Source organism: Streptomyces griseosporeus (genome assembly GCF_014656055.1).
GTDB lineage: Bacteria > Actinomycetota > Actinomycetes > Streptomycetales > Streptomycetaceae > Streptomyces > Streptomyces griseosporeus.
Window position 1 is genome coordinate 664,885 of the sequence record NZ_BNBR01000005.1, and the last position, 22,821, is coordinate 687,705.

22 protein-coding genes are annotated in these 22,821 nt (G+C 71.1%); 14 read left to right on the forward strand and 8 right to left on the reverse strand.

The genetic code is table 11. The features are described 5' to 3' along the window. The first annotated feature begins 74 nt into the window (after positions 1-74). Positions 75-1,718: a histidine kinase gene (locus IE308_RS26135; RefSeq protein WP_190219768.1), complete on the forward strand. Its 1,644-nt coding sequence runs from the start codon at positions 75-77 to the stop codon at positions 1,716-1,718. A gap of 167 nt (positions 1,719-1,885) precedes the next feature. On the opposite strand, the gene IE308_RS26140 is transcribed toward IE308_RS26135, so the two are convergent. Next, positions 1,886-2,296 carry a hypothetical protein gene (locus IE308_RS26140; protein ID WP_190219769.1) on the reverse strand — a complete coding sequence of 137 codons (411 nt, stop codon included), beginning with the start codon at positions 2,294-2,296 and terminating at the stop codon, positions 1,886-1,888. A 711-nt stretch (positions 2,297-3,007) separates the two neighbouring features. Between IE308_RS26140 and IE308_RS26145 the strand changes: the two genes are divergently transcribed. The 3 genes from IE308_RS26145 (at position 3,008) to IE308_RS26155 (ending at position 8,111) form a co-directional block, all read left to right on the forward strand. Next, entirely contained in the window at positions 3,008-3,472 is a 465-nt protein-coding gene (locus tag IE308_RS26145; protein ID WP_190219770.1) for a DUF3052 domain-containing protein, read from the forward strand. A 108-nt stretch (positions 3,473-3,580) separates the two neighbouring features. Next, the gene (locus IE308_RS26150; RefSeq protein WP_110629531.1) at positions 3,581-4,474 is read left to right on the forward strand and encodes a glycosyltransferase family 2 protein; all 894 of its coding nucleotides are present in this window, start codon (positions 3,581-3,583) and stop codon (positions 4,472-4,474) included. Between the two features lie 292 nt (positions 4,475-4,766). Further along, positions 4,767-8,111: an AfsR/SARP family transcriptional regulator gene (locus tag IE308_RS26155; protein WP_229909093.1), complete on the forward strand. Its 3,345-nt coding sequence runs from the start codon at positions 4,767-4,769 to the stop codon at positions 8,109-8,111. A gap of 48 nt (positions 8,112-8,159) precedes the next feature. Here the strand turns inward: IE308_RS26155 and IE308_RS26160 are convergent, their stop codons facing one another. Continuing rightward, on the reverse strand, positions 8,160-9,869 hold the full coding sequence (locus IE308_RS26160) for a bifunctional 3'-5' exonuclease/DNA polymerase (RefSeq protein WP_190219772.1): 1,710 nt from the start codon (positions 9,867-9,869) through the stop codon (positions 8,160-8,162). Positions 9,870-10,017: 148 nt separating this feature from the next. After that, a complete protein-coding gene (locus IE308_RS26165; RefSeq protein WP_190219773.1) occupies positions 10,018-10,752 on the reverse strand; it encodes a Clp protease N-terminal domain-containing protein in 735 nt (244 codons plus the stop codon). A gap of 99 nt (positions 10,753-10,851) precedes the next feature. On the opposite strand from IE308_RS26165, the gene IE308_RS26170 reads away from it, so the two are divergent. After that, positions 10,852-11,997, forward strand: coding sequence for a DUF2786 domain-containing protein (locus IE308_RS26170; RefSeq protein ID WP_110629535.1), 1,146 nt, complete (start codon positions 10,852-10,854; stop codon positions 11,995-11,997). Between the two features lie 42 nt (positions 11,998-12,039). On the opposite strand, the gene IE308_RS26175 is transcribed toward IE308_RS26170, so the two are convergent. Both IE308_RS26175 and IE308_RS26180 read right to left on the reverse strand, forming a co-directional pair. Beyond that, a complete protein-coding gene (locus tag IE308_RS26175; protein ID WP_190219774.1) occupies positions 12,040-12,588 on the reverse strand; it encodes a DUF4232 domain-containing protein in 549 nt (182 codons plus the stop codon). A 95-nt stretch (positions 12,589-12,683) separates the two neighbouring features. Then, the gene (locus tag IE308_RS26180) at positions 12,684-13,253 is read right to left on the reverse strand and encodes a hypothetical protein (RefSeq protein ID WP_229909095.1); all 570 of its coding nucleotides are present in this window, start codon (positions 13,251-13,253) and stop codon (positions 12,684-12,686) included. A gap of 210 nt (positions 13,254-13,463) precedes the next feature. Here IE308_RS26180 and IE308_RS26185 point away from each other — a divergent pair, with 210 nt between their 5' ends. The 4 genes from IE308_RS26185 (at position 13,464) to IE308_RS26200 (ending at position 15,242) form a co-directional block, all read left to right on the forward strand. Beyond that, positions 13,464-13,838 carry a VOC family protein gene (locus tag IE308_RS26185; protein ID WP_110629538.1) on the forward strand — a complete coding sequence of 125 codons (375 nt, stop codon included), beginning with the start codon at positions 13,464-13,466 and terminating at the stop codon, positions 13,836-13,838. 7 nt (positions 13,839-13,845) lie between these two features. Next, entirely contained in the window at positions 13,846-14,193 is a 348-nt protein-coding gene (locus IE308_RS26190; protein ID WP_110629539.1) for an ArsR/SmtB family transcription factor, read from the forward strand. Positions 14,194-14,336: 143 nt separating this feature from the next. Further along, on the forward strand, positions 14,337-14,813 hold the full coding sequence (locus IE308_RS26195; protein ID WP_229909140.1) for an SRPBCC family protein: 477 nt from the start codon (positions 14,337-14,339) through the stop codon (positions 14,811-14,813). Positions 14,814-14,972: 159 nt separating this feature from the next. Beyond that, on the forward strand, positions 14,973-15,242 hold the full coding sequence (locus tag IE308_RS26200; RefSeq protein ID WP_110629541.1) for a DUF397 domain-containing protein: 270 nt from the start codon (positions 14,973-14,975) through the stop codon (positions 15,240-15,242). A 99-nt stretch (positions 15,243-15,341) separates the two neighbouring features. Here the strand turns inward: IE308_RS26200 and IE308_RS26205 are convergent, their stop codons facing one another. Next, entirely contained in the window at positions 15,342-15,842 is a 501-nt protein-coding gene (locus IE308_RS26205) for an ATP-binding protein (RefSeq protein WP_190219776.1), read from the reverse strand. Between the two features lie 365 nt (positions 15,843-16,207). Here IE308_RS26205 and IE308_RS26210 point away from each other — a divergent pair, with 365 nt between their 5' ends. From IE308_RS26210 to IE308_RS26225, 4 genes are all read left to right on the forward strand, one after another. After that, the gene (locus tag IE308_RS26210; protein ID WP_494518354.1) at positions 16,208-17,044 is read left to right on the forward strand and encodes a Sco1979 family transcriptional regulator; all 837 of its coding nucleotides are present in this window, start codon (positions 16,208-16,210) and stop codon (positions 17,042-17,044) included. A 105-nt stretch (positions 17,045-17,149) separates the two neighbouring features. Next, positions 17,150-18,613, forward strand: coding sequence for an aldehyde dehydrogenase family protein (locus IE308_RS26215; protein WP_110629545.1), 1,464 nt, complete (start codon positions 17,150-17,152; stop codon positions 18,611-18,613). A 120-nt stretch (positions 18,614-18,733) separates the two neighbouring features. Beyond that, entirely contained in the window at positions 18,734-19,273 is a 540-nt protein-coding gene (locus IE308_RS26220) for a DinB family protein (RefSeq protein ID WP_190219777.1), read from the forward strand. Positions 19,274-19,311: 38 nt separating this feature from the next. Beyond that, positions 19,312-19,953: a PadR family transcriptional regulator gene (locus IE308_RS26225; protein WP_190219778.1), complete on the forward strand. Its 642-nt coding sequence runs from the start codon at positions 19,312-19,314 to the stop codon at positions 19,951-19,953. 20 nt (positions 19,954-19,973) lie between these two features. Here IE308_RS26225 and gad read toward each other — a convergent pair whose 3' ends face one another. Next, complete coding sequence (gene gad, locus IE308_RS26230) at positions 19,974-21,380, reverse strand: glutamate decarboxylase (RefSeq protein ID WP_190219779.1); 1,407 nt, start codon at positions 21,378-21,380, stop codon at positions 19,974-19,976. A gap of 3 nt (positions 21,381-21,383) precedes the next feature. Further along, complete coding sequence (locus IE308_RS26235; RefSeq protein ID WP_110629549.1) at positions 21,384-21,749, reverse strand: YbjQ family protein; 366 nt, start codon at positions 21,747-21,749, stop codon at positions 21,384-21,386. 134 nt (positions 21,750-21,883) lie between these two features. Between IE308_RS26235 and IE308_RS26240 the strand changes: the two genes are divergently transcribed. Beyond that, positions 21,884-22,798, forward strand: a complete 915-nt coding sequence (locus IE308_RS26240) for a DedA family protein (protein WP_190219780.1) — start codon at positions 21,884-21,886, stop codon at positions 22,796-22,798. The last annotated feature ends 23 nt before the right edge of the window (positions 22,799-22,821 follow it).

Below are 22,821 nucleotides of genomic sequence, written 5' to 3' on the forward strand. Positions count from 1 at the left end.
AAGGTCGTGTCCGCGCGTTCGCGCTCGGTCAGCAAGTCCGCTGGATTACTGTGGGTCAAGGAATCGATGGGACGGTGAAGACCGTAATCGAGGCTGGTCGGGCAGCGATGCGGGATTATCGAATCGATACAGTGGGATTGACGGATGAGCAGCCCGGCACCGTGGTGGAGGCTTGGGGCCAGGTTCCTCGCGTTGAGCGGTTGTTGAACGCATCAAACGTTATGGCGACGCTGACGGCCGAGTTCGCCCTGTATTTGGAAACCTATACTGACACGGCGATCACATACGATGGTGTTCGTGTGGATCCGAGTGCCGTGCAGATATATTCTGAGACGTACTCGCTTGAGAAGTTGAATGAGTTCCCCGCCCCTGAGCTGAAGGTCATCGAGTGGCGTAAAGGTGTTAAGCGCGAACTGGCTCTGTGTGATTCCAGGCAGATGCCGCTAGTGAAGCTCCGTCCAGAGATCCAGGCGCCTGGATTCAACTTCACGGCGTATCTCTCCTGGCGGGGATTCGAGGACCGCCCGCAGGATTTGGCTTTGGTGGACTGGGACGAAGACTCGCCGGCCTCTGCCGTCGTAGAACAGGCCCGAGGTCAGCTGCGCGAGCACTTCCGGAAAAGGGTTGACGATCGCCGTCGCGAACAGGTACTGGAGTGGCAGCGGGAGGATGTGTACCCCTACCAGGGGGTCGCTACAGAGCCTGCGGAAATCACCGAACGGGAAGCCTTCGCTACGGTAGCCACGACTGTAGCTAAACATATCCCGAAATCCCTTAAGGCGAAAAAGGCCACTCTGGGTCTCTTGAAGGAGACGCTCGCGGCCAAACCGGATCACACTCCGGAGATTCTAGAGAAGGTCTTCGCTCTGTCCCGCCAGGAGAAAGAGGAACTCGGCCTCCTTTTGCAGCGGACAAGCCTTACCTCGCTAATCCGCACCTCTACAGAGGTGACCGACCGTCTTGACTTTCTTCGTGCCCTGGAAATCCTTCTCTTCGACACCGAAGCTAAGAAGGTTACGCGGGAGCGTGATCAGCTCCATAAGATCCTGGAGAACGAGGCTTGGGTCTTTGGAGAGGAATACTCCTTGATGGTCAGCGAGCGTGGCCTCTCAGAAGTCCTGCGTAAACACCTTTCCATCTTGAGGGAGCCGGAGCCGGTCGACACCAGTGTACGTCTGCCGCACGGAAATGTCGGCAGGGTGGACCTTATGCTCTCCAAGACAACTGTGTGGGTGCAGAAGCCGCACCATCTCGTCGTAGAGCTAAAACGGCCTAGCGTTACGCTCGGGATGGCGGAGTTTAGTCAGCTCGTCAAGTACGCGACCACTGTGATCGGTGACGAGCGATTCAAGGCTACGGGCGCTAACTGGGACTTTTGGCTGGTCGGCAACAGTATGGACGAAAGCCTGCGCAGTCTGACCCGGCAATCTCACCTTCCTCCCGGTCAGGCAGCCGCGATCGGCGCTAACGTCCGGCTGTGGGTGCGTGAGTGGAGCGAAGTCATCCAGGAATGCAAGCAAAGGCTTCACTTCTACCGGGATTGGCTCGACTATCAGTCGACGGACGAACACGCCCTGGAGTACCTCGTACGCAAGTATCCGGGCGCGACGCCGACGCTTCTCTTGCCGGATGACGAGGACGGGGTGGATGAGCAAGCCACGAACGTTCCAGGCCCGCGCAGGGGGGACGCTGCCCTGAACCCAACGCAAAACGCGTAGGCGGCCTAAGGGTTGTCCCGTAACTGGCTGTTCATCGGATGTGGCTGGCGTGATCGAGGCGCCGCATCCTGGACGGCTGATTGCGTGGGCGGCATTGAGGAGCGGCAGTGGGCGACGTTCTTTCGCGCAGGCGACGGATTTCGGGATGACGATGCGCGTCGAGATAATCACTCACCAATAGGGTGGACCGTACCGGTGAGAGGGGTCAGCTCTGCTGTGAAGTCGTTGAAGTCCAAGTCGCCCCAGGAGTCATCCCACCGACCATTCGTATCTTGTACCTGCCCGCGCGACGCCGTCCATGGGAGGTCGTCGGAAGGGGCGCCCCGCTTGTGCCAACCGGCGACCGCAATCTCCTGATTGAAGGTTTTCTCCCCGATGCCAAACAGAGTCGGGCGACTGAAGTTTCCTATCTGTTCCGCCTGGCGTACTCCGTTGATGTAGACAATGCCAGCCTGTTCCCAGTCTGAGTTTCCGCCCGCGAAGAGAATTGCGGTCGAGTACGCCCGCACCGTACCGATACGTTGAAGTGTCTGGTCGTTGATGGGCTGATTCTTGCCATCAGGATCGCTAAGGTCCATGACCCTGCCTTTCTACGCGGCGGATCCTCTCTTTAAGTGTAGCCTCGGGTGGTCACGGTTGCTGAATGAGGAGGAGCCGTAGAAGCCGAGGTGAAAGGGTTGGGCGACTGGGTTACGAGGGCTCCAGCCCCCAGTCCGGTCCCGGCGATGATGTCGAGCTGCCGGTGTGCGGCGGTGATCAGTTCGGCAAAAAGGGGAGGACCTGGTCGAGACGGGGCCGGACTCCGCTGACCAAGGTTCGTCCGTCTTCGTAGCGTCGCCCTCGTCGGCCGAACCCAGAGCCAGGCAGGTCAGCAGCAAGCACGACCGTGATCAATTAGGGGACAGCGTTTAGAGACCCAAGCAAAGACACTGTCAGCCAGGCCCCAAGCCGAAGCCGGCCTGGGGCCGGTTGGCATGTAGGGGTGCTCAGGGGACAACGTGTGCCTTCGGCTGGGCGGTCTCAGTCCTGGTCTCGTTTGCGGTTGACTCCGAGGTGATCCCCTCGCATCCGTTAACGTCCCGGCAAGGCCATTGAGCAGGGAGGAGCCGCACGACAGACGGCGGCGGACACCCTCAGAATGAGATCGGGCAACTTGTAATGCGTAGGTCTCGGGTTCGAATCCCGAAAGCGGCTCCACTGGAACCCCAGGCCGGATCACTTCCGACCTGGGGTTTTTTCGTCCAGCGGATGCGACGACGTGGACGGGTCGCGCCGAGGAGGTGCTGGGCATGCCGGACGGCGGGGCACGGAGCGGTGGCGGATACGCCGGTACGCCGCTCGCCAGGAAGATCGGGATCAAGCCCGGGCACCGGGTACGGCTGCGGCACGCACCCGGCGGGTGGGTGATTCCCGGGCTGCCGGAGGGGGCCGTGGTCGACGCTGACGCCGGATCGGTACACGGCGGCGCCGGGGCGCGGGGTGCGGATGTCCTGATCGCCTTCTACCGGGAGCGCGCGACGCTTGCCGCCGAGGCGGCCGGGCTCGTCGGTGGTCTCGCGGATACGGCGATGCTGTGGATCGCCTGGCCCCGCAAGGCCGCCGGCCATGTCAGCGACCTCACCGAGGACGCGCTGCGGGAGCTCTTCCTGCCCCTCGGCGTCGTCGACGTGAAGGTGGCCGCGCTGGGGGAGGACTGGTCGGGGCTGAAGTTCGTGCGCCGAAGGGAAAATCGGCGCAAACGGGATGCAAAGTGATCCGGCGTCAGGACAACCCGCTCCCTTGAGGCAACATCTTGGTGAACGACGGGCGGCGCGCGCCAGGGACGCGTCGTCGTCGGCGGCCGGATGGGGTTGGTGAGGGACGTGCAGGAGCCGAGGATCGCGGTCGCCGTGGTGACCATGGGCAACCGGCCCGCGGAGGTCGACGCCCTGCTGGAGTCCGTGGCCAAACAGGACGTGCCGCCCGCCCGCATCGTGATCGTCGGCAACGGCTGCCGGCTGCCCGAGTTCGCGCGCCGCCTCTCCCTGCCCGGCGAGGTCACCGTCCTGGAGACCGACGAGAACCTCGGCTGCCCCGGCGGTCGCAACGTCGCCCTCGCCCGCCTGCGCGAGTACGGCGACACGGACGTCGTCGTCGAGCTGGACGACGACGGCCTCCTCGTCGACGCCGACGTCCTGCGCCGCGTACGCGACCACTTCGCCGCCGACCCGCGCCTCGGCATCGTCGGCTTCCGCATCGCCGACGAGAACGGCGAGACCCAGCGCCGTCACGTGCCGCGCGCGGGCAACGCCGACCCCCTGCGCGGCGGCTACGTCACCGGCTTCCTCGGCGGCGGGCACGCCTTCCGCATGGCGATGCTGAACGAGATCGGCGACTGGCCCGCCGAGTTCTTCTTCGCCCACGAGGAGACCGACCTGGCCTGGCGGGCCGCCGACGCCGGCTGGAAGATCCTCTACGCGCCCGAACTGCTGCTCCAGCACCCCAAGACCTCGCCCGCCCGGCACGCCATCTACTACCGCGTCACCGCCCGCAACCGCGTCTGGCTGGTCCGCCGCCGGCTGCCGCTGCCGCTGATCCCCGTCCACCTGGGCGTCTGGATCGCCGTCACGCTGCTGCGGACGCGTTCGCTCGGCGGGCTGCGGGCCTGGTTCGGCGGATTTCTGGAGGGCCTGCGCGAACCGGCCGGCGAGCGCCGGCCCATGCGCTGGCGCACGGTGTGGCGGCTGACCCGCCTGGGGCGTCCGCCGGTCCTCTGACCGGTCCGGTACGCCGCTCCGCTGCTGCGGGACAGGGACCCCGGCCGTTCACCTCGCCGACCGGAGCCCCCGTACGTCCCCCGGATCCGGCCGCGGCGGCGACACTCCCCCGAGCAACGCGATCAACGCGCGCACCGTCGGGACCGGAAACGGTGTAATGATCACATCAGATTCCGCCAACGGATCGCTAACATATGGCCAACGGTTCTGGGTGGCGGACAACCGCCGGAGCGGCGGGCGACCGCCGGGCGGCGCGATCCGGCGCGGGCGCGCGGGAAGGCAGTGGAGCGGCGTGAAGCGGTACGCGCTGCGGTTCGGCCTGCTGGGACCGCCCGCCCTCTACGGACTGCCCGAGCCGTCCGACGCTCCCTCGCGCGATATTCCTGCCCAGCGTGACGGCTCTCATGCCTGCACCCCCGTCCTCCGCCCCATCGGCAGCCCCAAGCTCCGCGCCCTGCTGGCCGCGCTGCTGCTGGAGGCCGGGCACGTCGTCTCCGTCGAGGCGCTCAAAGAGGCGCTGTGGGACGCCCATCCGCCCGCCTCCGCCCAGGCCTCCCTGCACAACCACATCACGCGCCTGCGCCGCCTCCTCGACGAACCGGACCGGCTGCGCTCCGTACCGCCGGGCTACCTGCTGCGCGTCGAGCCCGGCGAACTGGACGTCCGTGTCTTCGAACGCCACCTCACCGCGGCCCGCGGCGCCCATGCCGCCCGCGCCTGGGAACGCGTCCTGCGCGAGAGCGCCGCCGGCCTCGCCCTCTGGCGCGGCACTCCCTTCAGCGGGCTGCCGCACGAGCTGGGCGGTCACTCCCTCGTCCAGCGCCTCGAAGAGGCCAGGCTGCTGCTGCTCGAACTCCGGTACGACGCCGAGCTGGCCGTCGGCGGCGACCGGCTGGACGCCCTCGTACCCGAGCTGGCCGCGCTGGCCGCCGGCCACCCGTTGCGGGAGGCCTGCCACCGGCAGCTGATGCTCGCCCTGCACCGCACCGGCCGCAGCGCCGAGGCCCTCGCCGTCCACCGTGACCTGCGCGCCCGCCTGCTGGACGAACTCGGCGTCGAGCCGGGGCCCGCGGTGCGGGCGGCGCACCTGGAGGTGCTGCGGGGGGCGGAGGGGCACGGCCACGGCGAGATCGGCGGTGCGCGGACCGGTCCCTCGGCTCGCGTGTCTGCGCCGATGCCGGGCGCGCCGGACGCGCCGGTTACGCCGGGTGTGCCGGGTGTGCCGGGTGTGTCGGGTCTGCCGGTCCCGCCCGTTGCACCGGCCGCGCCGGTCGCGAGGGCCGCGGAGTCCCGGGAGGCCGCGGAGCCCCGGGAGGTCGCGGAGCCCCGGCCGGCCGCCACCGTCCCCGCCGGCCCCACCTCCTCCGTGCCGCCCGCCAAGCCCTCCCGCTTCCCCCGCCCTGCCCAGCTCCCGCCCCCACCCGCGCACTTCACCGGCCGCCGTACCGTCCTGGCCGACCTGCGTGCCGCGCTGACCGGCGCCGGGGTCGTCACCGTCATCACGGGTACGGCGGGCGTCGGCAAGAGCGCCGTCGCGCTGCACCTCGCGCATGAGCTGAGGGAACGTTTCCCCGACGGTCAGCTCTACGTCCATCTGCACGGCGCGACCCCCGGCATGGCCCCGCTCACCTCCGGCCAGGCGCTCGCCGCGCTGCTGCGGGACGTGGGCGCCGATCCACGTCGTATCCCCGAACACCCGGACGCCGCAGCGGCGTTGCTGCGCTCGCTGCTCGCGCCGACCCGCACCCTGCTGGTGCTGGACGACGCGGCGAGCGCCGCGCAGGTACGGCCGCTGCTTCCGGCCGGGCCGGGCTGCGCGGTCATCGTCACCAGCCGTTCCCCGCTGACCACCCTCGACGGCGCCCACCGCGTGCCGCTCGCCCCGCTGTCGGCGCAGGACAGCGCGGCGCTGCTGCGGGCGGTGTCCGGGCGGGACGGCCTGGACGCCGACCACCCGCTCGTCGACCTCACCGGCCGGCTGCCCCTCGCGCTGCGCGTCGTCGCGGCCCGGCTGGCGGCACGCCGCGCGCTGACCCCCGACGTACTGGCGGGCCAACTCGCGGCGACCGAGAGCCGGTTGCCGCATCTGGAGTACGACGACCTGAGCGTCCGCCGTTCCCTGGCGGTCGCCCACGACGCGCTCGCCGGCGGACAGCGGGAGGCCGACCGGGACGCGGCCGTCGCCCTGCGCCACATCGGCGCGCTGGACCTGCCCGCCTACGGTGCGCCCCTGGTGGCCCACCTGATCGGCACCGACGAACGCCGCGCGGAGGCCGCGCTCGACCGCCTGGTGGACGTGGCACTCCTGGAGGAGACGACGTACGGCCGCTACGCCCCCCACGACTTGGTCCGCGACTTCGCCCGCGAACTGTCGCTGCCGGGACCTGACCGGGCGGCTACGACGGCCTCGGCCGCCCATGATGCCGCTGACGCCGATTCCGATTCCGACTCTGCCCCTGATCCTGCTCCTGACCAGGACGGGCACGCCTCCGACGCCGCCCCCCTCTCCGCCCTCGACTGGTACGCGGCCGTCGCCGAGCGGGTGCTCGGGGCGATCGTCGAAGGGGGGCTCGATCTGGAGGACCGGCGGGCGCCGACCGCCGCGCAGCCGCCCGGGCACGCCGCGCGGGTGGCCGCCCTGGCGCCCTTCCCCGACGCCGCGGCGGCCTTCGCCTGGGCCGACGCCGAGTGGGAGAACATCGTGGCGCTGGTGAAGCGGAGCATGTACGCCCCCGCGGAACCCGCCGCCGCCCGTGTCTCCACGCTGCTGCGTCTTCTCTCCCCCTGCCTCCAGCGCGGCGGCCGGGTGGCCGAGATGGAGGTGCTCGGGCGGGCCGCGCTCGCCGCGGCGCGGCAGCTGCGGGACCCGGCCGCCGAGGCGCACGCCCTCGTCGACGTCGCGGGCCTGCACTTCCTGACCGGCCGGCACAGCGAGGCCCTCGCCCTCAACGACCGCGCCCTGCGCATCTGGCGCCGGCTCGACCACGTCTCCTGGATGCGGCGCTGCCTCAACAACCGCGGCCTGCTGCTCGAAGGCCTCGGCCGCTACGCCGAGTCGGGCGAGGCACTGAGGCAGAGCCTCGCCTACTCACGGGAGCTGGACGACCCCTACGGCGAGGCCGTCACCCGCAGCCACCTCGGCAACCTGTACGAGCACACCGACCCGCGCGCCGCCATCGAGCAGCACCGGCGCTCTCTGGCCATCGGGGACGCCATCGGCAACGTGATCGTGCAGCACTCGGCGCACTGCAACATCGGCCACGCCCACCTCTCCCTCGGCGAACCGGCCGCCGCCCTGCCGCACTTCGAGGAGAGCCTGCGCATCCTCGGCGACCACGGCGACTGGCACGGCGAGTCGCAGACCCGGCTCGGCCTGGTCCGCGCGCTGCGCCTGCTCGGCCGCGCCGACCGTGCCGCCCGGGAGTGCGCCGAGCTGCTGGCGCGTGCCGCGGCACGCGCCGACTGCTACTCCGGCGGTCTCGCCCGGCACGAGGAGGGTCTGCTCCTGCACGAGCAGGGGCGGACGGCCGAGGCGCGCGCCGCGTGGCGCACCGCCCTCACCGCGCTCGACGGGACGGACGAGAAGGCGGTCGTCGAGGAGCTGAGGGCTCTGCTCGACGGCGCTTCCGTCGGCTGAACCCGGCTCCTGGCCGGCTCACTTGGCGTCCCGGCCGCCCACCGGCTCTCACTTGGCGTCCGCATAACACTCCACCACCGCTGTCGTGAACGGGAACCGCACCGGCGTCTCGCCGAACGTCAGCCGCCCCGCCAGCTCCGCCGCCTCCCGGATCGCCGCGACCACCGCGTCGGCCTCCTCGGCCGGGCAGTGCACGATCACCTCGTCATGCTGGAAGAAGACCAGCTCGGCCGCCATGTCCGCGGTCCGCTGCCGCAGCGCGGCGAGCAGCAGCAGGGCCCAGTCGGCGGCGCTGCCCTGGACGACGAAGTTACGGGCGAAACGGCCGCGGGCGCGGGCGTTGGTGGAGGCGTACCCCGGCACCCAGGCGGTGTCGCCGTCCTCCTCGGCGCCGGTCCCGGCCCCGCTTCCGCCGGGCTCCGGGATGCCCGCCTCCTCCGCCGCGTCCTCCCGCGCCCCTGCTGCCGGCGGGCAGGTTCGGCCCAGCCAGGTGCGCACCAGCCGCCCCTCCTCGCCGGCCCGGGCCGCCTCGTCGACGTACGCCACGGCCTTCGGGAAGCGGCGTCTGAGGGCGGCGAGGTTCTTCAGGCCGTCCCCGGAGGTCTGGCCGTAGACCGCGCCGAGGACCGCCAGCTTGGCCTGGGCGCGGTCGCCGGAGAAGGCGCGGTCGGAGACGGACTGGTAGAGGTCGGTCTCCCGGCCGGCCACCTCCATCAGGCCGGGGTCCCGGGAGATCGCGGCGAGGACCCGCGGCTCCATCTGGTCGGCGTCGGCGACCACGAGCCGCCACCCGGGGTCGGCGATCACCGCGCGCCGGATGACCTTGGGGATCTGCAGGGCGCCGCCGCCGTTGGTCACCCAGCGGCCGGTGACCGTGCCGCCCGCGAGGAACTCGGGGCGGAACCGGCCCTCGCGCACCCAGTCCTGGAGCCAGCTCCAGCCGTGCGCCACCCAGATGCGGTACAGCTTCTTGTACTCCAGCAGGGGCTTCACGGCCGGGTGGTCGACCGACTGGAGCTCCCAGCGGCGGGTCGACCTGACCTTGATCCCGGCCTGGGCGAAGGCCTTGACGACGTCGGCGGGCAGGTCGGGGCGCACACGCCGCCCGAAGGCGGCGGAGACCTCGTCGGCCAGCTCGGCCAGGCGGCGCGGCTCGCCGCCGCCCGGATAGCGCTCGCCGAGCAGGTCGTGCAGCACCTCGCGGTGGACGTCGGCCCGCCAGGGCAGGCCCGTGTGGTTCAGCTCGGCGGCGACCAGCGTCCCCGCCGACTCGGCGGCCGTCAGCAGCCGCATCCGGTCGGGGTGCTCGGCCCGGTCGTGCCGCCGCTGCTGCTCGGCGTAGACCTCCAGCAGGTCGGCGAGCGGCAGGTGGACGCCCCGCGGCTCGAACAGGGAGGACTGGGCGCCCGGTTCGGCCGCGCGCTGGGGCGGATCGGGCGGTACGGGGGTGCCGCGCAGCCGGGCCAGGGCGGCCGCGGCCGAGCGCGGCTCCCCGTACCGCCCCTCGTGGCCCAGGAGGAGCGTCTCGGCGTCCTCGATGTCGTAGCACCGCTCCACTCGCACCCCCGTGGCGAGCAGGCGCGGATACACCTCGGCCGTCGAGCGCCAGACCCAGCGGGACACGTGCGGCCGCTCGCGCACCGCCCGGGCCAGGTCGTCCTCCCGGCGCACCGGACCGCCGGGCAGCCCGTCCGGACCGAGGGGGGCGATCTCCACGCCACCGTCCTCGGCCGGAGCGAGCGCCCAGCGGTCGGTCATGCTGCGAGTGTGGCAGCAGGGTCTGACAACGACCCCTCACGAGGCCACCGGCCCGCCCGGCGCGGACCTTCCCCGTCGGGCCGGCGTCGGCCCCGCTCGCAGGGACAACGTGGGCCCAGCTCGCCGCGTCGCGCCCCCGAGCCCTGCTTCAGCCCTGCTCGTCGAAAGCGATCTTGATACTCTCCAGCGCCGCGAGCACCCATTCCTCCGCCGGGTCCTTGGCGATGCCGAGGTCCGACAGGACCCCCGCGCCGTTCTCGAACTCCAGCAGGGCGAGGAGGAGGTGTTCGGTGCCGATGTAGTTGTGGCCGAGGCGCAGGGCCTCGCGGAAGGTGAGTTCGAGGACCTTCTTGGCGTCGGAGCCGTAGGGGACGAGGTCCGGGACCTCCTCGGCGGGCGGCGGCAGGGCGGCGGTGGCGGCCTGGCGCACGCTGTCCAGGAGGACGCCCTGCGCGGTGATCGCCTTGGCGGCCAGCGCCTCCGGCTCGGCCAGCAGGCCGAGGACCAGGTGCTCGGGGCGGCCCTCGGGGTTGCGGGCGGCGATCGCCTCGTTGTGGGCGGCCATCACCACGTTGCGGGCGCGCGGGGTGTACCGGCTGAAGCCCTGGCTGGGGTCGAGGTCGGCCGACTCCTTGGGCACGAACCGCTTCTGGGCGGCCTGCCGGGTGACGCCCATGCTCCGCCCGATGTCGGTCCAGGAGGCGCCGGAGCGGCGTGCCTGGTCGACGAAGTGACCGATGAGGTGATCGGCCACGTCGCCGAGGTGGTCCGCGGCGATCACCGCGTCCTGGAGCTGGTCGAGCGGTTCCTCGTGGACCTTCTTGATGGCCGCGATGAGGTCGTCGAGACGTACGGATGAGGTGACGTTCGGGTTCGTCGACATGTGTCAACCGTAGGTTGACAGCGCGCATGCGTCAACCCGTGGTTGACATCTCCGGGGCGCGGATACGGCGTTGTCGGTGCCCCGTGTCACGATCGACGGGTGAGCAGCACCGACAGCCCGACGGACACCGTCGACCGAGCCTTCGCGGCCGCCCTGTACGACGCGGGGGACGCCGGCCTCGACACCGGCGCGTCCCTCCTCGCGGCCGACCCCGCGGCGGACGCGGAAGTGGCGTTGCGCGGGCGGGAGTTCGTCGCGGCGGCCTGGCGGCGCGGCTGGCAGCCCGCCGACGTCGACCGCATCGTGCGGCGCGAACTGGACGACCCCCATGTGCGCCTCGCCGCGGCGCTGATCCGCGCGCAGGCGCCCGACGACCGCCCGCGCGGCCGGCGCTGGGCGGCGCAGCTCGACGCGCTGCCCACCGAGGAGCCGCCCCGCACCGACCGCTTCACCCACGCGACCACCGTCCTGGAGCTGTACCGCCTGCTGCTGCGGCTGCCCACGCTGGAATCCCTCGAGGAACCGCGCCGGCACCCGTCCCCGCACCGGAACGCCGCCGCGGACTCCCGCATGCTCACCCGCATCCGCGCACTGCTCGCCAAGGCGGAGGCGACCGGGTATCCGGAGGAGGCGGAGGCGCTCACCGCCAAGGCGCAGGAGCTGATGGCCCGGCACAGCGTGGACGAGGCGCTGCTCGCCGCGCGCGACGCCGACCCGGACGCGCCCGGCGCCTGCCGCATCGGCGTCGAGCCGCCGTACGAGCAGGCCAAGGCGGTCCTGCTGGACGCGGTCGCCCGCGCCAACCACTGCCGCGCGGTGTGGAACGAAGCGCTCGGCTTCTCCACGGTCGTCGGCCACGAGGCGGACCTGGAGGCCGTGGAGCTGCTGCACACCTCGCTCCTGGTACAAGCCCATACGGCGCTGACCAGGGCGGAGGCGGCGCAGCGCCGGGGCGGACGCAAGCGGACGAAGACCTTCCGGCAGTCCTTCCTGGCCGCCTACGCCCACCGCATCGGCATACGCCTGGCGGCGGCCGCCGAGGAGGCCGTCGCCGACAGCGGGGCCGGCGCCGAGCTGCTGCCGGTCCTCGCCTCCCGCGAGGTCGCCGTCGCCGCTGCGACCGACCGGATGTTCCCGGAGACGGTCGCGACCCGGCTGCGCGGCGTGAGCGACGCGGCCGGCTGGACCGAGGGCGCCGAAGCGGCCGACCGCGCCCAGGTGACACCCCGCCGCCGACTGCCCTGACCCCGGTACGGCTGTCCCGAGGCCGGCGGACAGGGGGCCCCGTCAGTCGCCCGCCTGCTGGAAGGCGCTCACCGACGCGTCGGGAACGCCCTTGCTGCCGGAGACGACAGGGCCGTACGTCCACGGGAAGCTCTGCGCGTCCGACGCGCCCGGCAGGCTCACGGTCAGCTTGTCGACCGGGAGGCTCGCGCCGGCCCCGCCGCGCACGTAGGTGATCGTGAAGGACGCGGTGGTGTCCTTGGCGAGCGTCAGCTGCTGGCCCTGCGCGGCCTTGTCCGCCGGGACCTCGGCGTCGGTGCCGGCCGCGGCGAGCGTGACCTGCGGGAAGCCGTCCAGCGTGCAGTCGGTGCCGCGGCCGGTGAGCGTGACGGTCACCGTGCCGGTGTCCCCGGCCGCCGGAGCGGCGCTGACCGGCCCGACCTCCAGGCCGACGTCACTGATCCGGCAGGCGGCGGTGTCCCCGTTCTTGCCGCCGCCGGACGCGGACCCGGACGCGGAACCGGAGCCGGACGGGTCGCCGTCGCCGCTCCCGCAGGCGGTGAGAAGGAGGGCCGCGGCTACGGCGGTGACACTGATCGGCAGGACGCGCATGAGTGGGTTCCCCTGAGGTCGTGGCGGTGCCTGAGGATCATCCCGCATTCCCGCCCGCCCCGCGCGCGTACCCTGCCGTTCAGCCGAACGGAGTATCAGCTGCCGAGGCTCGGCGTGGGCAGCCCCGGCGGCAGTTCGGCGCCCTCGGCCCGGGTGAACGTCTCCGTGCCGAGACCGCCCTTCCAGGTGATCTTCAGACTGCTCTTGCCGAGGGCGGCGACCGTGCCCGACGTACGGTCGGTGCTGCCGTCGTTGCACTTCAGACGGATCGTCCGGGCGCCGGACGCGGTTCCGGCGCTGCCGCTGCACACGGTGCCGCCGGTCGTGAACACCCCGGCGTCCGTGCCGGTGACCACCAGCACCACCGCCTTGCCGCCGGTCGTGGCGAGCCAGCTGCCCTCCAGACCGCCGCCGGACGCGCTCGGCGCCGCGGTGCCCCCACCCGTGTCGCCGCCCGTCCCGGCGGTCGCCGTCGACGAGGGGCCGGCCGTGGGCGAGCCGCCACCGTCGGCCCCGTCGTCCGAGCCGCCGCCGTCACTGCACGCCGACAGCAGCACCGCGCCCGCCACCGCGACACCGACGGCGAGGGCCGTACCCCGTACCCGCCGACGGGCCGCACCCCCCGACGGACGGCGGGACGGACGCGGGAAGATCACCGTGGTCACTTGGAACCCCCTAGGTGTGGTCGAACGGCCGCGACGGCCGGAAGTCCGCGGCAAGCCACCGGACCGAGTCAAGCAGACCGGACCCGCCCCAAGCCCCCGGCAAGCTACCAAGACGCCTTCCGCACCCCCGGCAGCCACCCCGCCCCGGATCCACGGGTAGGCGTTTCCCTACGTTTGACACGTAGGGAAACGCCTACCTATCGTCGTCGTATGACCATCACCCACGCCTCCTTCGTCACCCTTCCCGTCACCGACCAGGACCGCGCCCTGCGCTTCTACACGGACGTCCTCGGCTTCGAGGTCGTCGTCGACCGGCAGATGCCGCCCGGCCGCTGGCTCCAGGTCGCGCCCAAGGGTGCCCAGACCGTCTTCACGCTCTCCGGACCGGACATGGGCGGTTTCGAGCCCGGCTCGGCCCGGGGGATCATGTTGGTCACGACCGATGTCGACGCCGACTGCGCCCGGCTCACCGCGGCGGGCACCGCGGTTCAGGGCCCGGACGACGTGCCGTGGGGCCGGATGGCCTCCTTCACGGACCCCGACGGCAACGGTCTGATGCTGCTCACCGAGAAGGAAGGCTTCTGACGGGGCCATGAACGGGACGTCCGCCGCCGCCGAGGACCGTGTCTTCGCCGCGCTCGCCAACGCCACGCGCCGCGAGGTGCTGCGCCTGCTGCGCGACGGCGGGCCCCAGCCCGTGCAGGCCCTGGCCGACCACTTCGCCATGCGCCGGCCGAGCCTGTCCGAGCATCTGAAGGTGCTCAAGGACGCCGGCCTCGTCTCCGAGCAGCGCTCCGGGCGGCAGCGCATCTACCGCCTGGAGGCCGCGCCCCTGGCGGAGGTGCAGGACTGGCTGCACCCTTACGAGCGGTTCTGGCGCGACCGTATGAAGGGCCTCGGCGCCCTGCTCGACCGCATGCCCGACGATGACCGCCCATGAACACCCCGCCGCCCCCGGACGACCCGAACTCCCCACCTCCGGACGACCCGGACTCCCCACCCTCGGGCAACCCGGACTCCCCACCTCCGGACGACCTGAACGCCCGGCCCTCCGACGACCCGAGCGCCCGGCCCTCCGGCGACCTGAACGCCCCAGCCCCCGACGACGGTGACGACGACCTCACCACCATCCGCGTCGACCAGTTCTTCCCCCACCCGCCCGCCAAGGTCTGGCGCGCCCTCACTGACCCCGAGCTGCTCGCGCAGTGGCAGATGCCCGGCTCCGAGTACTTCCGGCTGGAGGTCGGCCACCGCTACCGGATGACCTCGGTGCCCCGGCCCAACTCCCGCTTCTCCGGCGTCGTCGAGGTGGAGGTCCTCGCCTACGACACCCCGCGGACGCTCTCCCTCCGCTGGGCCGACGCCGATCCGGCGAATCCCGCCGACTGGACGATCACGTGGACCCTGGAACAGGAAGGGCGCGGTACGCGTCTCTTCCTAGTACACGAGGGGTTCGATCCGGACGACCCGGCGCAGCTGATGGCGCGCCGGATCATGGGCGGGGGCTGGAGGACGCATGTCATGCGGTCCCTGGGGCAGACGCTGGAACGATTTCGGTAAAGCGTCCGTCAAAAGCTGTAACCGGAGGAACACCCCGCGTGCACGTGCATCTGCCCATGCATCTGCACGTGAACACAGCTATGATCCGGCTCAGTTGACCCATGCATTGACCACCGCACCAATGGCCACATCAGCCAGTGCACCACCGGGGAGCGACCTGTGGATCACGACGTGTACGACGCACACGACGCGTCCGGCGTGTACAACGGCATCGCCGCCACGCGGCTGCACGGGGTGGCCTGGCAGAAGAGCAGGCACAGCAACTCGCAGGGGTCCTGCGTGGAGTTCGCCCGGCTGCCGGGCGGTGACGTGGCCGTGCGGAACTCCCGGTTCCCCGACGGCCCGGCGCTCGTCTACACCCGGGCGGAGATCGAGGCGATGCTGCTCGGGGTCAAGGACGGGGAGTTCGACCACCTGATAGCGGGCTGACGCGCACGCCGCTCCGGCAGAGGGCGCAACGCCCGGTGACGATCGCACGACGCACAGTGACGCGCGTAGATCCGCGGCACCGGAACGTGCCGCGGATCGTCAGTCGCCGCAGGGATGCAGCCGGAAGAGGGCCCAGACCACCTTGCCGCCCAGCGTGCCGGCGAGCGGGTGCCAGCCCCAGCTGTCGCTGAAGGAGTCGACGAGGAACAGCCCGCGGCCGGACTCCGCGGAGAAGTCGTCGGTCTCCCGCGCGACGGGCGACTCCTTGCTGGGGTCGCGCACCGCGCACACCAGCCGCTCGGTCCACCGCATCAGGTGCAGCCGTACGGGAGGCTGCTGTTCGGGCACGCGCGCGTGGTGCGGCGGCAGGGCGTGCCGCAGGGCGTTGGTGACCAGTTCCGACACGACGAGGCAGACGTCGTCGAAGCGCTCGCCGAGATCCCACTGGTCGAGCGTTCTGCGGGTGAACTGCCGGGCGTCGCGCACCGCTTCGTAGCGGGCGGGAAGGGCGCAGGAGGCGGCGTCGGACACGGCCGCGGGATCCAGCGGCGGAAGGCCCTGCCGTAACGGCTCGAGCATGGTCGATCCATTCGTCCCCATGCGAGGCACTCCCGGGAATTCGCGGTCGGTGCGATGCGGCGGTGGCGCGGGACCATGGTTTCGGATGCGCACAACAGATGCAAGGGCAGATGCACGTGCACGTGACCGAATTGGACCCGCCCGTACCGCTTCTTGGCCATTTTTTCCGCCATCTTCTCGTGCAAGTCCCGCCGTCCCCTTACTCGTTCCCGACTCGTTCCCGACCCGTTCCGTGTCCGGGCGGGGTCCGATACAGAACGGACCCTTCGCCTTCTTTCCGTCTCTGTAATCGCGCGAGTACTGCTCGGAGTGTTTTAGTGGCAGACTTCGGGCCCTGAAGACGGTTGGAGAGGCAGGCGAACGTGAGCGCGGGAGAGCCCGGATCGGTGGTGCGACGCATGCTGCTCGGCTCGCAACTCAGGCGACTGCGTGAGGCGCGCGGGATCACCCGTGAAGCGGCGGGCTACTCGATCCGTGCCTCCGAGTCGAAGATCAGCCGGATGGAGCTGGGCCGGGTGAGCTTCAAGACGAGGGACGTGGAGGACTTGCTGACGCTGTACGGCATCACGGACGAGCAGGAGCGCAGCGCCCTCGTCGCCCTGGCCCGCGAGGCCAACGTCGCGGGCTGGTGGCACAGTTACTCCGACGTGCTGCCCAACTGGTTCCCCACCTATGTGGGCCTGGAGGGCGCGGCGTCCCTGATCCGCGTCTACGAGGTGCAGTTCGTGCACGGCCTGCTGCAGACCGAGGCGTACGCCCGCGCGGTCGTCCGGCGCGGCATGAAGGGCGCGAGCGAGGAGGACGTGGAGAAGCGCGTCGCGCTGCGCCTGGAGCGGCAGAAGTACCTCGTCTCGGAGAACGCGCCCGAGTTCCACATCGTCCTGGACGAGGCCGCCCTGCGCCGCCCGTACGGTGACCGTGCGGTGATGCGCGAACAGCTCCAGCACCTGATCGACATGTCCGAGCGGCCCAATGTGCGCCTGCAGGTCATGCCGTTCAGCTTCGGCGGCCACTCCGGCGAGTCCGGCGCCTTCACCATCCTCAGCTTCCCCGAGTCCGACCTGTCGGACGTCGTCTTCCTGGAGCAGCTCACCAGCGCCCTCTACCTCGACAAACGCGAGGACGTCCTGCAGTACGAGCAGGCGCTGAAGGAACTCCAGCAGGACAGCCCCGGCCCGGACGAGAGCCGCGACCTGCTGCGCGGGCTGCTCCAGCTGTCGTAGCCGGGCCCCGGCACCGGACCCCGTTCCGCCCTCAACTCGCGTAAAAGGTCAGTACGATGACGAGTGATCAGGCTGATCGGAGACGCCACCGGATTGAGGGATCGCATGTCGTCGTCCTGCTTCACCGACCTGGCTCAGCAGTACATCGACGGTGAGTGGCGTCCCGGCACGGGTTCCTGGGACATCATCGACTTCAACCCGTACGACGGCGAGAAGCTGGCGTCGATCCCCATCGCCACGGCCGACGAGGTCGACCAGGCCTACCGGGCCGCCGCGCGCGTGCAGCGCACCTGGGCCCGGACCAACCCCTACGCCCAGCGGGCCGTGTTCGAGCGGATGCTGCGGCTGGTGGAGGAGCGCGAGGCCGAGATCACCGAGGTGATCACCGCGGAGCTGGGCGGGACCAGACTCAAGGCCGCCTTCGAGATCGGCCTGGCCAAGGAGTTCCTGCGGGACGCCGCCCAGCTCACCCTGCGCGCCGAGGGCCGCATCCTGCCCTCGCCGGTCGCCGGCAAGGAGAACCGCCTCTACCGCGTCCCCGTCGGCGTGGTCGGCGTGATCAGCCCGTTCAACTTCCCCTTCCTGCTGTCTATCAAGCCGGTCGCCGCCGCGCTCGCCCTCGGCAACGGCGTCGTCCTCAAGCCGCACCAGGACACCCCGGTCACCGGCGGCACCCTGATCGCCAAGCTGTTCGAGGACGCGGGCCTGCCGCCCGGCCTGCTCAACGTCGTCCTCACCGACATCGCCGAGATCGGCGACGCGTTCATCGAACACCCCGTCCCCAAGGTCGTCTCCTTCACCGGCTCCGACAAGGTCGGCCGCCACATCGCCACCGTCTGCGCCGCCCAGCTCAAGCGCACGGTCCTGGAACTCGGCGGAAACAGCGCCCTGGTGGTCCTCGACGACGCCGACCTCGACTACGCCGTCGACGCCGCCGTCTTCAGCCGGTACGCCGACCAGGGGCAGGTCTGCATGGCCGCCAACCGCGTCCTGGTCGACCGTGCCGTCGCCGCGGAGTTCACCGCGAAGTTCGTCGCCAAGGTGCGCACCCTGAAGACCGGCGACCCGCGCGACCCGCAGACCGTCATCGGCCCGGTGATCAACTCCCTCCAGGCCAACGCGATCACGGCGACCGTCGAACAGGCCGAGGCCGAGGGCGCCACCGTCCTGATCCGCGGGAAGACCACCGACAACCTGGTCGGCCCCAGCGTCCTCACCGACGTCCCCGCCGACTCCTCCCTGCTGCGCAAGGAGATCTTCGGCCCCGTCGCCCTCCTCGTCCCCTTCGACGGCGAGGAGGAGGCCGTCCGCCTCGTCAACGACAGCCCCTACGGCCTCAGTGGCGCCGTCCACACCGCCGACGTCGAACGGGGCGTGGCCTTCGCCAAGCGCATCGAGACCGGCATGTTCCATGTGAACGACGGCACCATCCACGACGAGCCGCTGGTGCCCTTCGGCGGCGAGAAGAACTCCGGCATCGGCCGCCTGGGCGGCGAGTCCACGCTGGACGCCTTCACCACGCTGAAGTGGATCTCGGTACAGCACGGCCGCAGCGAGTTCCCCTTCTAGCCCCGGCGGAATTTCTTCCGGCTCGGGCTCCATCGAGGACAGGATCTGACCTCGATGCCCCGTACTTTCAGAGGTGTCAGGCAGAGAACCTCTCTGCCGCATGGACGAAAGGCGGCGGTCATGGTCACTCACGTTCCGGCGGAGGAGTACGGCGACGAGCGCGGCGCCCTGCTGAGCTTCCTGGCCGAGCAGCGCGGCGGCATCCGGCGGGCCGTGCTCGGCGTCACCGACGAGCAGGCCACCTCCCGGCCCACGGTCAGCGAGCTGTCCCTGGCCGGGCTGGTCAAGCACGCCGCCGAGGTCGAGCAGAGCTGGATCGCCCGCGCCAAGGGCGAGGAACCGGCGGTGTACCGCGACGAGACCAACTGGGGCGAGACCCACCGCCTGCTGGAGGGCGAGACGGTCGCGGAGCAGCTGGCGTACTGGGAGAAGGTCGCCGCCGAGACGGAGGCCTTCATCCGCTCCGTGCCCAGCCTGGACGACACCTTCCCGCTGCCCGACCAGCCCTGGTTCCCGCCGGAGGGCCGCGCGTCGATCCGCTGGGTGTGCCTGCACCTGATCCGCGAGACGGCCCGGCACGCCGGCCACGCCGACATCATCCGCGAGTCCCTGGACGGGAAGACGGCCTTCGAACTGGTGGCCCTGGAACAGGCTGGGTGACCCCGGGCCCTAGATCGGGCACGGCCTAGGCTGGGCCCATGTCTGCGATCCGACTCCTGGTGCTGGGCGCCGTCCGCCAGCACGGGCGGGCCCACGGCTACCAGGTGCGCAACGACCTGGAGTACTGGGGCGCGCACGAGTGGTCCCACGCCAAGCCCGGATCGATCTACCACGCCCTGAAGCAGATGGCCAAGCAAGGCCTGCTGCACGCGCACGAGATGGCCCCCTCCACGGCCGGCGGACCGCCCCGCGTCGAGTACGAGATCACCGGCGCGGGCACCGAGGAGTACGTCCGCCTGCTGCGCGAGGCGCTCGTCGACCGCGACGGCGGAATCGACCTCCTCTCCGCGGCGATCGGCTTCATGGTCGACCTGGAGCGCGCCGAGGTGGTCCGGCTGCTGCGGGAGCGGCTGCGGCGGCTCGCCGCGTGGCGCGCGTCCGTCACCGAGCACTACGTCCCCGAGGACGGCCCCGAGAAGCTCGGCCACATCGGCGAGATCATGAACATGTGGGTGCACACCGCCGACGGCGAGGCCGCCTGGACCCGCGGCCTCGTCGACCGCATCGAAGGCGGCGCCTACACCTTCGCCGGCGAAGGCGAACCCTTCGTCGGCGTCCTCGGGGAGGGCCAGGACAACCCGTACGCGACGGGGGAGCGGCACCCCGGCGACGACCGCTGAACCGCCCGCCCGGCCACCCCTCAGTGGTGGAAGCCGGTGGCCGCCGCCCGGTCCCGGGTCAGCGGACCGGGCTGCCGCCGCAGCTCGGGCAGCAGCCGCGTCAGGTCCTCCACGAACAGGTCCGCGAGGTCGGCGGAGAACCCGTTGCGGCACACCACCCGCAGCACCGACAGGTCCTCCCGGTTCGCCGGGAAGGTGTACGCCGGCACCAGCCAGCCCCGCTCCCGCAGCCGCCGGGAGACGTCGAAGACGTCGTACGCCGTCACGTCCTCCGCCGTGGTGAACGCGAACGCGGGCAGCTCGTCGCCACGGGTCAGCAGCCGGAAGTCACCGAGCGCCGCCACCCGGTCGGCGACCGAACGGGCCACGTCCCGGGTCGACTGCTGCACCGCCCGGTACCCCTCGCGGCCCAGCCGCAGGAACGTGTAGTACTGCGCGACGACCTGCGCCCCCGGCCGGGAGAAGTTCAGCGCGAACGTCGGCATGTCGCCGCCCAGGTAGTTCACACGGAACACCAGCTCCTCCGGCAGCGCCTCGGCGTCCCGCCACAGCGCCCAGCCGACCCCCGGATAGACCAGCCCGTACTTGTGCCCCGAGGTGTTGATCGACGCCACCCGCGGCAGCCGGAAGTCCCACACCAGGTCCTCGTCGAGGAAGGGCGCGATCATGCCGCCGGACGCCCCGTCCACATGCACCGGGACGTCCAGGCCCGTGCGCTCCTGGAGGGCGTCCAGCGCCGCGCACAGCTCCGCGACCGGCTCGTAGGACCCGTCGAAGGTGGAGCCGAGGACACCGACGACCCCGATGGTGTTCTCGTCGCACAGCTCGGCCGCCGCCCGCGGGTCGAGATGGAACCGGTCGCCCTCCATGGGCACCTGGCGCGCCTCCACCTCCCAGAAGGTGCAGAACTTGTCCCAGCAGACCTGGACGTTGACGCCCATCACCAGATTGGGCCGCGCCCCCGGGTACCGGTCGGCGTTCCGCCGCGCCCAGCGCCGCTTGAGCGCCATCCCGGCCAGCATGCACGCCTCGCTGGACCCGGTGGTGGAGCAGCCGACGGCCGCGGCCGGGTCCGGCGCGTTCCACAGGTCCGCGAGCATCGCCACACAGCGCCGCTCCAGCTCCGCGGTGCGCGGGTACTCGTCCTTGTCGATCATGTTCTTGTCCCGGCACTCCGCCATCAGGATGCCCGCCTGGGGCTCCATCCAGGTGGTGACGAAGGTGGCCAGGTTCAGCCGGGAATTCCCGTCCAGCATCAGCTCGTCCCGCACGAGCTGGTGCGCGGTCGACGGCGGCATGGGCGCGTCGGGCAACCGGTGCTTGGGCGGCGCCTCGGTCATGCCGGCCGCCGGGTTCGCCAGTCCGTAGAAGGGGTTCACGGACACGGGACGCTCGTCGGGCGCGTCCGGGCCCCGGTGCAGCGGCACGCCCTACTCCCGGGCCAGGACCACGGCCGTGCCGTACGCGCACACCTCGGTGCCCACGTCCGCCGCCTCGGTCACGTCGAAACGGAACATCAGCACGCCGTTCGCGCCACGCGCGCGTGCCTGCTCGACGAGTCGCTCCATCGCCTGGTTGCGGGTCTGCACCAGCGTCTTGGTGAGCCCCTTCAGCTCACCGCCGATCATCGACTTCAGCCCGGCGCCGATCTGGCTGCCCAGGTGCCGCGAGCGCACCGTCAGCCCGAACACCTCACCGAGCACCTGCTGGACGCGGTAGCCCGGCACGTCGTTCGTGGTGACCACGAGGACGTCGGGCTGCGGCCCCTGGCCGCCGCCGTAATCGTCAAGGCTCATGGCTCACAGCTTTGCCCCAGCGCGGCCACAGTGCATCCTGGGGACGCCCATGGAACCTGGGCCAAGGCCGCTGCGTTGATACGTTTGGGCAGCCAGCCCCTCGCCCGTCTCCCACCCGCAGGAGCCACAAACCCGTGACCACGCTTGCGCTCGGCCCCGAGTGGCTCAGCCCGGACTACCTGATCAAGACCTTCAGCCTGCCCGGCATCCTCCTGATCGTCTTCGCCGAGTCCGGACTCTTCGCGTTCCTGCCGGGCGACTCCCTGCTGTTCACCGCGGGCCTGTTCGTGGCCGAGGGGAACTTCATCACCCAGCCCCTGTGGCTGGTGTGCACGCTGATCGTGCTGGCCGCCGTCATCGGCGACCAGGTGGGCTACATGATCGGCAAGTTCTTCGGCCCGAGGCTGTTCAGCCGCCCCAACTCCAAGCTCTTCAAGCAGGAGAACCTGGACAAGGCGCACGAGTTCATGGAGAAGTACGGGCCCAAGGCGATCGTCCTGGCCCGCTTCGTCCCCATCGTCCGCACGTTCGCCCCGATCGTCGCGGGCGCCGGCCGGATGAAGTACCGCACGTTCATCACGTACAACGTCATCGGCGGCGCCGCCTGGGGCACGGGCGTCACCCTCGCCGGTTACTGGCTCGGTCAGATCGACGTCATCAGGAGCAACGTCGAGGCGATCCTCGTCCTGATCGTCCTGGTCTCCGTGGTGCCGATCATCATCGAGTACCTGCGCGAGCGCGCCAAGAAGAAGCGGGCCCCCCAGCAGCGGGCCCCCCAGCAGCAGGCTCCCGCGGCCCACCCCCCGGTGATGGACGACGCGACGACCCAGCTCCGCCGCATCGACCCCACGGAGCCCCACCCCTACCAGCAGCCGCAGCAGGGGTACGGCCAGGACCAGGGCGGCTACGACCAGTACGGCGACCAGGGCTACGACGGCCAGGGCTACGGCTACCAGCAGCAGCCGTACCACCAGGAGCCGTACGCCCCGCAGCAGCAGCCCCAGCAGCACTACGGGCACCAGTACCCGTACAACCAGGGCCGGCAGTAGCCCATCCGGGGCGTCAGTGGGCG

What these genes read in the sequence shown, in the direction of transcription:
- IE308_RS26175 (WP_190219774.1), bottom strand. Translation starts at nt 12,588, where the DNA reads ATGCGCGTCCTGCCGATCAGTGTCACCGCCGTAGCCGCGGCCCTCCTT.
- IE308_RS26140 (WP_190219769.1), bottom strand. Translation starts at nt 2,296, where the DNA reads ATGGACCTTAGCGATCCTGATGGCAAGAATCAGCCCATCAACGACCAG.
- IE308_RS26235 (WP_110629549.1), bottom strand. Translation starts at nt 21,749, where the DNA reads ATGAGCCTTGACGATTACGGCGGCGGCCAGGGGCCGCAGCCCGACGTC.
- IE308_RS26185 (WP_110629538.1), top strand. Translation starts at nt 13,464, where the DNA reads ATGACCATCACCCACGCCTCCTTCGTCACCCTTCCCGTCACCGACCAG.
- IE308_RS26225 (WP_190219778.1), top strand. Translation starts at nt 19,312, where the DNA reads ATGTCTGCGATCCGACTCCTGGTGCTGGGCGCCGTCCGCCAGCACGGG.
- IE308_RS26190 (WP_110629539.1), top strand. Translation starts at nt 13,846, where the DNA reads ATGAACGGGACGTCCGCCGCCGCCGAGGACCGTGTCTTCGCCGCGCTC.
- IE308_RS26165 (WP_190219773.1), bottom strand. Translation starts at nt 10,752, where the DNA reads ATGTCGACGAACCCGAACGTCACCTCATCCGTACGTCTCGACGACCTC.
- IE308_RS26160 (WP_190219772.1), bottom strand. Translation starts at nt 9,869, where the DNA reads ATGACCGACCGCTGGGCGCTCGCTCCGGCCGAGGACGGTGGCGTGGAG.
- IE308_RS26215 (WP_110629545.1), top strand. Translation starts at nt 17,150, where the DNA reads ATGTCGTCGTCCTGCTTCACCGACCTGGCTCAGCAGTACATCGACGGT.
- IE308_RS26145 (WP_190219770.1), top strand. Translation starts at nt 3,008, where the DNA reads ATGCCGGACGGCGGGGCACGGAGCGGTGGCGGATACGCCGGTACGCCG.
- IE308_RS26220 (WP_190219777.1), top strand. Translation starts at nt 18,734, where the DNA reads ATGGTCACTCACGTTCCGGCGGAGGAGTACGGCGACGAGCGCGGCGCC.
- IE308_RS26205 (WP_190219776.1), bottom strand. Translation starts at nt 15,842, where the DNA reads ATGGGGACGAATGGATCGACCATGCTCGAGCCGTTACGGCAGGGCCTT.